The sequence below is a fragment of the Sphingobium sp. KKT206 genome (assembly GCF_055640555.1).
Genome location: NZ_CM145764.1, coordinates 1,103,419 through 1,115,586, shown reverse-complemented (window position 1 = coordinate 1,115,586; position 12,168 = coordinate 1,103,419). Strand labels below are relative to the sequence as shown.

Sequence of the window (12,168 nt, the reverse complement as noted above, 5' to 3'; positions counted from 1 at the left end):
CGCCTAGCGGTTAGTCGATCAGTCGCGTTTTGCCAAATCACATGCGCGGTTCAGACCGCGCGGACTTCCGTGACTTCAGGAACATAATGTTTGAGCAATTGCTCGATCCCGTTCTTGAGCGTCGCGGTGGACGAGGGACAACCGGCGCAGGCGCCCTGCATCTTGAGATAGACGGTGCCCTTGTCGAAGCCGCGATAGATGATGTCGCCGCCGTCATTGGCAACAGCCGGGCGCACCCGCGTATCGATGAGTTCGCGAATCTGTTCGACGATTTCGGCATCCGCCGGATCATCGCCAAAGCTGCCCTCATCGCCGGGCACGCTGATTTCGGCAGCGGAGCCAGCCTTGAAGAGCGGCATGTTGGCGGAAAAATGTTCGAGCAGGGTCGCGAGAATATCCGGCTTTACATCAGACCATTCGGAACCCGGCGCGATCGTGACGGAAATGAAATCGCTGCCGAAAAAGACGCCGGTCACATCGCCCAAGCCGAACAGCGCGTCGGCGAGCGGCGAAGCTTCGGCTTCCTCCGGCGTCGCGAAATCGCGGGTGCCCGCGCCCATGACGGTGCGGCCGGGGAGGAATTTGATGGTCGCCGGGTTGGGCGTCAGTTCGGTCTCGATCAGCATGGACGCTATGTGGAGGCAAGCAGGCTCAAGATCAAGCGGCGGGGAACTTCGTTGGCTGCCGTCGATTGATTGGGGGAAGCAATTGGAGAGCCCATATGAGCACCGAATCCGAAATCCGCGACCGTTTCTGGAGCGATTTGGCAAGCAGCCCGTTTGTGATGATCGGTTTGCAGAACAGCCATGAGCATAGCCTGCCGATGACGGCGCAGCTCGATCCCGATGCCAATCACTGCTTCTGGTTCTACACCAGCCGCGACAATCGGCTGGCCCCCGGCGGCCCCGCGATGGCGCAATATGCCGCCAAGGATCATGACCTGTTCGCCTGCATCGACGGGACATTGACCGAAGAGACGGATGCGGCGGTCATCGATCGTTATTGGTCCAAGCAGGTCGAGGCCTGGTATCCGGGCGGGCGGAATGATCCCAACCTACTTATGCTGCGCTTTGATCTGGGCACGGCGGAAATCTGGCGTGCGGATATGTCGCTGACGGGCGTGTTCAAGATGATGTTCGGCGGCGATGTGCGCGATGAGATGAAGACCAAGCATGTCGAAATAACGCTCTGAGCCTTTTCACCTAAAGAAATGAGCGGCCGCGACAGGATGTTGCGGCCGCTTGCTTTTTGTCTGCGCCTTCGCCATATGCGTTGCAGCGCAGCAGAGGGACCATTTTGGCCCCACAGCGATTGGCAGCGTGATCGTCCGCAAACCTATGGTGGCTGAAGCAGTCACAAAGGGCTCACGGACCGGCCAATGAGAGTCTGCGTCAAGCTTGAGGCTTCCCTTTTCACGCGGGTCGTTTCGTAACCCGCCTTAGCGCCCTTGCTGCGTCCGCAGATCAGGTTGGCGCATGGCCCACTTGTGAGTTTACACATGGAATTCAATGACTTTGGTCTGGCTGAGCCGATCATGAAGGCGCTCGCCTCCAAAAATTACGTTACCCCGACTCCGATCCAGCAAAAAGCCATTCCGGCGCTGCTGGAAGGCAAGGATCTTTGCGGCATCGCGCAGACCGGCACCGGCAAGACCGCGGCGTTCGCGCTGCCTAGCCTCGATTATTTCGCGCGCAACCCCAAGGTGACGCCACTCAAGGGCTGCCGGATGCTCGTGCTGGCACCGACCCGCGAACTAGCGGCGCAGATCGCGCAGAGCTTCCGCGACTATGGCCGTTTCCTCAAGCTGAGCGTCGAAACCGTGTTCGGCGGCGTGCCGATCAACAAGCAGATCCGCGTGCTGGCTGGCGGCGTCGACATCGTCGTCGCGACGCCTGGCCGCCTGCTCGACCTGATCGACCAGCGCGCCTTGACCATCAAGGACACGGAAATCTTCGTTCTCGACGAAGCCGACCAGATGATGGACATGGGCTTCATCCAGCCGTTGAAGCGCGTCGCCAAGATGCTGCCGCGCGAACGGCAGAATCTGTTCTTCTCGGCCACCATGCCCAAGGAAATCGAAGCGCTCGCCGCCCAGTTCCTCAACGATCCGGTCAAGGTCAGCGTCGCCCCGCAATCGACCACAGCGGAACGTGTGCGTCAGCGCGCGATCTTCGTGAACCAGGCGGAAAAGCAGGCGCTGCTCCACCTGATGCTCAAGAGCGAGGAAATTGACCGCGCGCTGATCTTCACGCGCACAAAACATGGTGCCGACCGTGTCGTGCGCTTCCTGGAAGGCGCCGGGATCGACGCTTTCGCGATCCATGGCAATAAGAGCCAGGGCCAGCGCACCACCGCCTTGCAGGCTTTCCGCCAGGGCAAGGTCAAGCTGCTGGTCGCGACCGATATCGCCGCGCGCGGCATCGACGTGTCGGGTGTGTCGCATGTCATCAACTTCGAAATCCCCAATGTGGCGGAACAATATGTCCACCGCATCGGCCGCACTGCGCGCGCTGGTGCCGAAGGCATCGCGATCAGCTTCGTGGCGGATGATGAACGGCCTTTCCTCAAGGCGATCGAAAAGACGACCCGCGTAAAGCTGGAAATCGAAGCGCTGCCTGAGAATTTCATGGAAGCGGTGCGCAATATGCCCAAGCCCGCAGCCCCGAAAAAGGGTCCGAGCCAGTCGCCCCAGCAGCAGGCACGTCGCGCCGATGGTCAGCGCAAATATCAGGACGGCCAGAAGCAGTCGCGCGGCACGCCGGATCGGGCGCATCGCCCCGAGTCCGAGGGTGGCGAGAAGCGTCCCTTCCGTCGTCGTCGCAGCGGCGGCCCGGTCGGCGCGCACAAGAGCGCCGTGCAGCGCACCGGCGCACCGCGCGTATAAAATAGGATCGAGCGTGCCGGGACGGGGTTCCGGCACGCTCCACCCGATGGGGGCAACAGTCTCCCGTCCTGACGATGATTGTCAGTGGCCATTCAGGTAAGTGTCGCTAGGCTAATAGGTCTATGCATTTTTTCCTCCGCCGTTCGGCCACTTCGCTCTCCGTTCTCGCCCTGTTGCTGTCGGTGTCGTCCGTGCCGCTTGTCGCACAGACGCAATCGCCGACCGCCATTACCAAGACAGGCGCTGCGCAGGCGCAGACGCGCCCCTGGCTCTATGAAAATAGCGATGTGCCGATTGATGCCGCCTGGCATTTCGGCACGCTCTCCAACGGGTTGCGCTACGCCATCCGGCGTAATGGCGTGCCGCCGGGGCAGGTGTCGGTGCGGCTGCGGATCGATGCCGGTTCCTTGATGGAGCGACCCGATGAAATGGGATACGCCCATTATATGGAGCATCTGACGATGCGAGGGTCGCGCCATGTGCCGGACGGCGAATCCAAACGTATCTGGCAAAGATTAGGTGTGACCTTCGGCAGCGACAGCAACGCCGTCACGTCGCCAACGGGCACAACCTACGCACTCGACTTGCCCCAAGCCACGCAGGCAAGCCTGAACGAAAGTTTGAAAATTCTTTCGGGTATGATGGCTGATCCCAACATCGTCGATAGCGCCATCGCCGCCGAGCGCGCGGTGGTATTGGCCGAGCGGCGGGAAAGCGAGGGCACCCAGATGCGGGTATCGGATGCCAGCCGCCAGCATTTCTTCGCCGGACAGCCTCTGGCCGATCATTCACCCATCGGCACTGTCGCCACTCTGAACGCCGCGACTGCCAAGGCTATGGCTGCCTTTCACCAGCGCTGGTATCGCCCTGAAAATACGGTGATTGCGATAGCGGGCGACATCGACCCCGCGCAGGCCGAGCAGTTGATCCGCGACAATTTCGCGGATTGGAGCGCAACGGGCAAGGGCGCGGCCATTCCCGACTTCGGCAAGCCCGATCCAAAAAGTCCGGCGACGCGGGTGCTGGTCGAACCCGGCACGCCGGTCGGCTTGACGGCGGCCTGGCTGCGTCCGTGGAAGCCGCGGGCCGACACGATCCTGTATAATCAGGACAAGCTGACCGACATGTTGGCGCTGCAGATCATCAGTCGCCGGTTGGAACAGGCGGCGCGGGCCGGGGGCAGCTTCCTGCAGGCAAGCGTCGAGCAGCAGGATGTCAGCCGTTCAGCGGACGGCACCTTTATGTCTATCATTCCCGCCAACGATGATTGGGAAAAGGCGCTGGCCGATGTCCGCGCCATCGTGGAAGACGCCAAGGCCAGCCCGCCCAGCCAGCTTGAGATCGACCGCGAATATGCGCAGATGGATACGGCGCTGTCGATCCAGGTCGAAAATGCCGATACCGAGGCGAGCGCCAGGCAGGCGAGCGATCTGGTTAGCGCCGTGGACATTCGCGAGACAACCGTCAGTCCGCAGGCCGCCGTGGATATCTTCCGCGCCGGTAAGCCCGCCATGACACCGCAGAAGATATTGGATTCCACGCGGCGGTTGTTTTCCGCCGACGTCTTCCGCGCCCTGCTGGTGACCGGCAAGGTGGAGGCGGGCACGGATACTCGTCTCGCCGCGGCCGTTGCCGCCCCGGTCAAGGCGGCGACCAATGTCCGGCTGGCCGACAAGCCGGTGACGATGGATGACCTGCCTGCGCTTGGCGCTCCGGCAACGGTCGTGTCACGCACGGCCACTGGTTTGCCGGGGATGGAGAGCATCACTTTTTCCAACGGCGTGAAGCTGACCCTGTTCGCCAATGATGCCGAGACGGAGAAGGTGCGGATCAACGTCCGCTTTGGTCATGGCCAGCAGAGTTTTTCGCCGACCAAGCCGGTGGCGAGTTGGGCAGGCGGCTATGCGCTGGTCGCCAGCGGCATCGGCAAGCTGGGCCAGCGCGAGCTGGACGAGCTGACCAATGGCCGCCGCATGGGCATGGAGTTCGGCATCGACGATGATGCCTTCGAATTGCAGGCCGTGACCCGGCCATCGGATTATCGCGACCAGTTGCGCCTGTTCGCGACCAAGCTGGCAGCGCCCGGCTGGGATCCTGCGCCGATCGAGCGGGTGAAGACCGGCGCGATTTTGGCTTATGATGCCATGTCGCAATCGGCTGACGCGGTGTTGGGGCGCGATCTCAACTGGTTGCTGCATGACAAGGATGTGCGGTTCCGCACGCCGTCACGCGAAGAAATCGCCGCGCTGACGCCGCAGGCTTTTCGCGCCGTGTGGGAGCCGGTGCTGGCATCGGGGCCGATCGAGGTGCAGATATTCGGCGATGTGAAGGCGGAGGAGACGATCCAGGCGGTTGCCGCGACCTTTGGCGCTTTGGCACCGCGATCCGATACGCCGGCACCTGCGGCCAATCGCGCGATGCGCTTCCCCGCGCCCGTCAAGGAGCCGGTAGTGTTGCGGCACAAGGGCGACAAGGAGCAGGCGGCGGCCGTGTTGGCCTGGCCGACGGCAGGCGGCTTCACGCTGCAAAAGGAAGCGCGTCAGTTGGAGATATTGACCCAGATATTCAACGATCGCCTGTTCGACCGGCTGCGGTCGGCCGAGGGGGCTGCCTATTCGCCGAGCGTCCAGAATAACTGGCCTTTCTCCTATGATGCGGGCGGCTATATATTGGTGACCAGTCAGGTCCGGCCCGATCGCGTCGCCTATTTCTACGATGTCGTCAAAAGCACCGCCGCCGATCTGGTGAAAAATCCGGTCAGCGAGGATGAATTGCAACGCGCTGTCGCGCCTATGCGGCAATTGCTGACGCGCGCCAGCACCGGCAATGCTTTCTGGATGAACCAGATGGAGGGCGCGACTCATGATCCGCGCTATGTCGAAGCGATGCAGCGGATGGGCCAGGACATGCTGACCGTGACCGCGCCGCAGTTGCAGGTATTGGCGGCTAAGTATCTGGTGCCGGGCAAAAGCTGGTCAGCGGTCGTCCTGCCCGAAGGCGTGGCGGCGAAATAAAGGGGCTGCCGCTGATTTTCCTTGCGGTTTTGCCCAGTCCGTCGATAGCCGCGCGCTGGTATATACGGCTTGGGACAGGATGACGTGAGCCTTCGGATCATTCTTTCGGTCGAAGCGCTCGAACCCCGGCTGTCGGGTATCGGGCGCTATAGCTGGGAATTGGCGCAGCGCCTTCCGCCTCTGGACGGGGTGGATAGCGTCCGATTCTATCGCAATGGCGAATGGATCGCTGATCCCGCTGCCCTGCTTTTGGATATTCAGGTCGGCCAGCGTCGCAACAAGGTGCAACGCTGGCTACGCAAGCATAGCAAATGGGCGCAGAATTTGCGCGACGCCACGGTCATGCGAACGCACCTTTTCCACGGCCCGAATTATTTTCTGCCACCGGGCGGGGAGGGGGGCGTGATCACCGTCCATGACCTGTCCATCTTCCGCTATCCCGAAACCCACCCGGCCGAGCGATTGCGACAGTTTGAGCGCTATTTTCGGCTTTCGGTCGAACGGGCGGGGCATATCATCACGGATTGCGAGACGACGCGGGCGGAAGTGGCGGACTTTCTCTCGATCGATCCGGCACTTGTGACGGCGGTGCCGCTGGCGGCCAGTCCCGACTTTCACCCACGCACGAACGATGCGATCGCGCCCACGCTGGCGCGCTATGACCTGCAGCCGCAGGGCTATGCCCTGTGCGTTTCCACGGTCGAGCCGCGCAAGCGGATCGCGGAATTGCTGTGCGCCTGGGAGAAATTGCCGCCCGCCGTGCGAAACCGCTGGCCCTTGATGGTGACCGGCGGGGCTGGCTGGCTGAGCGATGCGGTGCAGGCGCGGATGGAAAAGGGCGGGCGCGAGGGATGGGTGCGCTATCTGGGCTTCGTGCCCGACGCCGATTTGCCGCTGCTCTATGCGGGTGCGGCCCTGTTCGTTTATCCCTCGGTCTATGAAGGCTTTGGCCTGCCGCCGGTCGAGGCCATGGCGAGCGGGGTGCCGGTGGTGGTCGCCAATGCGTCTTGCCTGCCCGAAGTTACCGGCGGCGCGGCGATGCTGGTCGCGCCGGAGGATGTCGATGATTTCGCCCGGCGGCTGGAACAGGCCCTGGTCGATGACGGCTGGCGGGCGCAGGCGCGCGCGGACGGATTGCGTGTCGCGGCCCGCTATAGCTGGGATCGTTGTGCGCGCGAAACGGTAGAGGTCTACCGCAAGGTGCGGTGATGGATCAGTTGATCGCGCGGAGCGCCGCGATGATCATCCGTGCCGACAGGGTGGCGGTGGCGGCGGCGCTCAGTTGCGGTCGCGACAGGCTGCGATGGCCAAGTCCGAACATGCAGGCCAACACCACTTCCTCCGCGCCCTCCAGCGCTTCGCCCGAAAGATCAGGATTGGCGGCGCAGGCGAAATCGCGAATATACGTACGAAACCGCATGCACATATTCGCAATCGTATCGCCGACGGCGGGGTTGCGGAAACTTTCGGCCAATATGTCGAAGGACAGCGCTTCGTTCTTTTCGTCGATCGTGTGCAGCAGCAATTGTTCGAACGTCTGTTCGATCGACAACAAACCGGCATGTAGCCGTTCGCGCAGGATGGCCATATCGTCGCACCATTCGTCGGCGTCGGCATGGACAAGGGCTTCGATAATGTCTTCCTTGCCCTTGAAGAGCCGATAGATCTGGCCGACCGACACTTGGGCAGCGGCCGCCAGTTCTGCCATTGAGGTCTGGTGGAACCCATGGCTGTCGAACAGGTCACGGGCCGCCGCCAAAATGCGGGCCTTGCCGGATTTCTCTATGTTCACCACGCTCTTGCCATGCTGCACCGCAACCAATTTCTGCTCCCCTGCGATTTTGTCTCTTGAATATCCTGTGGCACGAACCTAATTGCGGGGCAAGCGGAATGAACGTTCATTCCGAATGGATATCTACATCGGAACGGAATTTAGGCGATGCACAAGGGGACATTCATCGGGTTGCTGGCGTGCGCGTCGGCATTGGCGCTGAGCGCGTGCGGGGAAAGCCCGCCGCCCGCGCCCCCGCCACCGGCCGTCGGCGTCGTCACGCTGAAAACCGAGTCGGTGCCGTTGGTGAATGAATTGCCGGGCCGCATCGTGGCTTTGGAAATAGCGGAGGTACGTCCGCAGATCAGTGGCGTCATTCGCCGCCGCCTGTTTACCGAAGGCGCCATGGTGCGCGCGGGGCAGCTGCTGTATGAAATCGAGGACGCGCCCTACCGCGCGGCGCTGGCACAAGCGAAAGGCTCGCTGGCCCGCGCCAACGCAGCGATCCGATCAACGGCGCTACAGGCGCAGCGCTATAAGGATCTTGTCGGCGTGAACGCCGTCAGCCGCCAAGAATATGACAATGCCGATGCGGCAGCGCAGCAAGCGCGTGCCGATGTTGCAGCGCAGCGTGGCGCGGTAGAGGCCGCCCAGGTCAACCAAGGCTTCACCCGCATTAAGGCACCGATTTCGGGCCGGATCGGTCGGTCTCTGTTCACGCCCGGCGCGCTGGTTCAGACCGGCCAGGCCGATCCGCTGGCAACGATCCAGCGCACCGATTCGGTCTATGTCGACATGACGCAGTCCGCCGCTGAGATCATCGACCTTAAACAAGCCATGAAGCGGGGCGGCGTCAGCGAAGCGGACGGCGCGCGCATCCAGTTGCTGATGCCCAATGGCAGCACCTATCCGATCGAAGGACGGCTGCAATTTTCCGAAGTGTCGGTTGATCCGACATCGGGCGCCGTGACGCTGCGCGCGACCTTCCCCAATCCCGACGGCATGTTGCTGCCGGGCATGTATGTCCGCGCCAAGCTGGTCGAAGGGCAGCAGAGCGAGGCGATATTGGCACCGCAGCAGGGCATCACCCGCGACGCGCGTGGTCGGGCCACGGCGATGGTGCTGGGGAAAGACAATAAGGCTGAGATGCGCCAGGTTCAGGTAGCCCGCGCGGTCGGCGACAAGTGGATCGTTACCAGCGGGTTGAAGCCCGGCGACAAGCTGATCGTGGAAGGGCTGCTCAACCTGCGCCCCGGCACGGTCGTCACGCCCGGCGCACCGCAGCAGGTGACGGCGGCGCCGGGTGCGCCACAGGGATCAAAGCAGGGCGGGGCGAACTAAGCCATGGCACGCTATTTCATCGACAGGCCCATCTTCGCATGGGTCTTGGCCATCGTCATGATGCTGGCGGGCCTGCTTGCGCTTCGCACGCTACCCGTGGCGCAATTCCCCGAAATTGCCCCGCCTTCGGTCGGCATTTCCACCAGCTATCCCGGCGCGAACGCGCAGACGCTGGAAAGCACGACGACGCAGATCATCGAGCAACAGCTCAAGGGCATCGACAATCTACGCTATTTCTCCTCTACCAGTGACGGCGCGGGCAACCTGTCCATTACCCTGACCTTCGAACAGGGGACGGACGCGGACATTGCGCAGGTGCAGGTCCAGAACAAGCTGTCGCAGGCGACACCGCTATTGCCGCAGGAAGTGCAGCAACAAGGGCTGCGCGTCACCAAATCGACGTCCAGCTTCCTGCTCGTCATGGCGGTCTATGCCGATGATGGCATTCATGATCAGCAGGATGCGGGCGATTTCGTCGCATCGACCCTGCAAGATCCCATCAGCCGTGTGGAAGGCGTTGGCGACACCCAGTTGCTGGGCGCGCAATATGCCATGCGGGTGTGGCTCGACCCCTATAAGATGGCCAATCTGGGCGTGACGACCGGCGATGTGAAAGCCGCGATCCAGGCCCAGAATGCCCAGGTTTCCGCTGGCCAGATCGGCGGCACGCCGTCGCCGAAGGGCCAAGCGCTCAACGCCACCATCACCGCCCAGTCGCGCCTGCGGACGCCCGAACAATTCCGCGCGATTCGCCTGCGCAGCAACAGCGACGGCGCGGTCGTGCGTCTGTCGGATGTCGCGCGCGTCGAATTGGGGTCGGAAAATTACAGCTTCGGCGCGAAGTTCAACGGCCATCCGGCCGCAGGCTTCGGCATCAAGCTGGCCCCCGGCGCGAACGCGCTCGATACGGTGGAAGGCGTCAAGGATCAGATCAAGGCCCAGTCCAAGAATTTCCCGACCTGGGTCAAATATGATTTTCCGGTCGATAACTCGACCTTCGTGGCCCTGTCGGTCGAGCAGGTCATCCATACGTTGATCGAGGCAGTGCTGCTCGTCTTCGTCGTGATGTTCCTCTTCCTCCAGAACTGGCGCGCCACGCTGATCCCGACCATCGCCGTGCCGGTGGTGCTGTTGGGGTCGCTCGCGATCCTGAGCGCGGCGGGTTTCACCATCAACACGCTGACCCTGTTCGGCATGGTGTTGGCGATCGGCCTTTTGGTCGATGACGCGATCGTGGTGGTCGAGAATGTCGAGCGCCTGATCCAGGACGAGGGGCTTAGCCCCAAGGAGGCGGCCAAGAAGTCGATGGATGAAATCAGCGGCGCGCTGATCGGCATCGGCCTGGTCCTGTCGGCAGTGTTCCTGCCGATGGCCTTCTTCGCTGGATCGACCGGCGTCATCTTCCGCCAATTTTCGATCACCATCGTGTCTTCGATGATCCTGTCGGTGCTGGTCGCGTTGATCCTGACACCAGCCTTGTGCGCTACGATCCTCAAGCCCGCGAAACATGGCCATGCCGACAAGAAGGGCTTTTTCGGTTGGTTCAACCGCACCTTCGACAAGGGCGTGAAAGGCTATGGCCGCAATGTCGAAAAGATCGAGCATCGTTGGGGCCGCAGCATGCTGGTCTATGCCGCGATCGTCGTCGGGATGGTCTTCATATTCCTGCGCTTGCCGAGCGGCTTCCTGCCGGAGGAAGATCAGGGATCGTTGATCAGCCAGGTCTCCTTGCCTGCCGGTTCTTCGCTGGAAGAGACCGAACGCACGCTGGCCAGGGTGCGCGACCATTTCCTCCAGTCGGAAAAGGACAATGTTGCGGCGGTCTTCACCATTTCGGGCTTCGGCTTCGTCGGCCAAGGCCAGAATGTCGGCATCGTCTTTGCCCGGATGAAGGACTGGTCGGAACGCAAGGGTTCGGACAATAGCGTCATGGCGGTTGCCCAGCGCGCGAACATGGCGTTCAGCAAGATTTCGTCGGGCATGGTCATCGCTTTCGTACCGCCTGCTGTGCAGGAATTGGGCAATGCCTCCGGCTTCGACCTGCAATTGCTCGACAATGCCAATGTCGGCCATGAAAAGCTGTTGGAGGCGCGCAACCAGCTATTGGGCATGGCGATGGCGGACAAGCGTTTGGCGCAGGTGCGTCCCAACGGTCTGGAGGATACGCCGCAGCTCAAGCTCAATGTCGATCAGGCCGCAGCGGGCGCGTTGGGCATTGCCCAGGCGGACGTCAACGACACGATCAGCACCAATATGGGCAGCAGCTACGTCAATGATTTCATCGATCGTGACCGGGTGAAGCGTGTGTTCGTGCAGGCCGATGCGCCGTTTCGGACATCGCCCGATGCCATCGGTGCGTTGCATGTGCGGGGCAGCAGTGGCGTCATGGCACCCTTGTCTTCGTTCGTAACGTCCGAATGGACCCAGGGACCGGCCCGTTTGGAACGCTTCAATGGCGTGCCGTCGATGAACATCATGGGTGCGCCTGCACCTGGCGTCGCAAGCGGCACGGCGATGCAGGCGATGGAAGAACATATCGCCAAATTGCCGCCGGGCATCGGCTATAGCTGGAACGGCATTTCCTATGAGGAACGGACGTCGGGCGGGCAGGCAGGCTATGTCTATGCGCTGTCGCTGCTGATCGTCTTCCTGTGCCTTGCAGCATTGTATGAAAGCTGGTCGGTACCGATCGCGGTCATGCTGGTTGTGCCGTTGGGCGTGCTGGGTGCCGTCATCGCCGCGACGCTGGCGGGCCTCAACAACGACATCTATCTGCAGGTCGGTTTGATCACCACCATCGGCGTGTCGGCCAAGAACGCGATCCTGATCGTGGAGTTCGCGGAGGAGAAGATGCGCGAAGGGCTGTCGCCTGCGGCGGCGGCGCTGGAAGCGGGCAAGTTGCGTCTGCGGCCGATCCTGATGACCAGCTTCGCGTTCATCTTCGGCGTGCTGCCCTTGGCCTTGTCCAACGGGGCGGGCGCAGGCGGTCAGAATGCGATCGGTTGGGCTGTGGTCGGCGGCATGTTGTCGGCGACGGTGCTGGCGATCTTCTTCGTCCCCGTCTTCTTCACCGTCGTGAAGCGGCTGTTCCGCGAACATAAGACTCATGAAGCGGCCGACGACCGGGCAACGCCCGCCGCGCCGCAGGAGGCATGATC

Annotated in this window: 8 protein-coding genes; 6 read left to right on the top strand and 2 right to left on the bottom strand. The window is 62.2% G+C overall.

The features are described 5' to 3' along the window. Positions 1-50: 50 nt before the first annotated feature. Complete coding sequence (locus ACZ2HM_RS05200) at positions 51-626, bottom strand: NifU family protein (RefSeq protein ID WP_037474559.1); 576 nt, start codon at positions 624-626, stop codon at positions 51-53. A 95-nt stretch (positions 627-721) separates the two neighbouring features. On the opposite strand from ACZ2HM_RS05200, the gene ACZ2HM_RS05195 reads away from it, so the two are divergent. The 4 genes from ACZ2HM_RS05195 (at position 722) to ACZ2HM_RS05180 (ending at position 7,107) form a co-directional block, all read left to right on the top strand. Next, entirely contained in the window at positions 722-1,192 is a 471-nt protein-coding gene (locus ACZ2HM_RS05195; RefSeq protein WP_069066658.1) for a pyridoxamine 5'-phosphate oxidase family protein, read from the top strand. Between the two features lie 306 nt (positions 1,193-1,498). Further along, the gene (locus ACZ2HM_RS05190; protein WP_470426413.1) at positions 1,499-2,884 is read left to right on the top strand and encodes a DEAD/DEAH box helicase; all 1,386 of its coding nucleotides are present in this window, start codon (positions 1,499-1,501) and stop codon (positions 2,882-2,884) included. A 122-nt stretch (positions 2,885-3,006) separates the two neighbouring features. Then, entirely contained in the window at positions 3,007-5,898 is a 2,892-nt protein-coding gene (locus ACZ2HM_RS05185) for a M16 family metallopeptidase (protein ID WP_470426412.1), read from the top strand. 84 nt (positions 5,899-5,982) lie between these two features. Then, positions 5,983-7,107 carry a glycosyltransferase family 4 protein gene (locus tag ACZ2HM_RS05180; RefSeq protein ID WP_037476508.1) on the top strand — a complete coding sequence of 375 codons (1,125 nt, stop codon included), beginning with the start codon at positions 5,983-5,985 and terminating at the stop codon, positions 7,105-7,107. A gap of 4 nt (positions 7,108-7,111) precedes the next feature. Here ACZ2HM_RS05180 and ACZ2HM_RS05175 read toward each other — a convergent pair whose 3' ends face one another. After that, positions 7,112-7,720 (bottom strand): TetR/AcrR family transcriptional regulator, encoded by a 609-nt coding sequence (locus tag ACZ2HM_RS05175; RefSeq protein WP_052027699.1) that lies wholly within the window; start codon positions 7,718-7,720, stop codon positions 7,112-7,114. A 117-nt stretch (positions 7,721-7,837) separates the two neighbouring features. On the opposite strand from ACZ2HM_RS05175, the gene ACZ2HM_RS05170 reads away from it, so the two are divergent. Both ACZ2HM_RS05170 and ACZ2HM_RS05165 read left to right on the top strand, forming a co-directional pair. Further along, complete coding sequence (locus ACZ2HM_RS05170; RefSeq protein ID WP_470426411.1) at positions 7,838-9,010, top strand: efflux RND transporter periplasmic adaptor subunit; 1,173 nt, start codon at positions 7,838-7,840, stop codon at positions 9,008-9,010. 3 nt (positions 9,011-9,013) lie between these two features. Beyond that, positions 9,014-12,166: an efflux RND transporter permease subunit gene (locus ACZ2HM_RS05165; RefSeq protein WP_470426410.1), complete on the top strand. Its 3,153-nt coding sequence runs from the start codon at positions 9,014-9,016 to the stop codon at positions 12,164-12,166. Positions 12,167-12,168 lie beyond the last annotated feature (2 nt).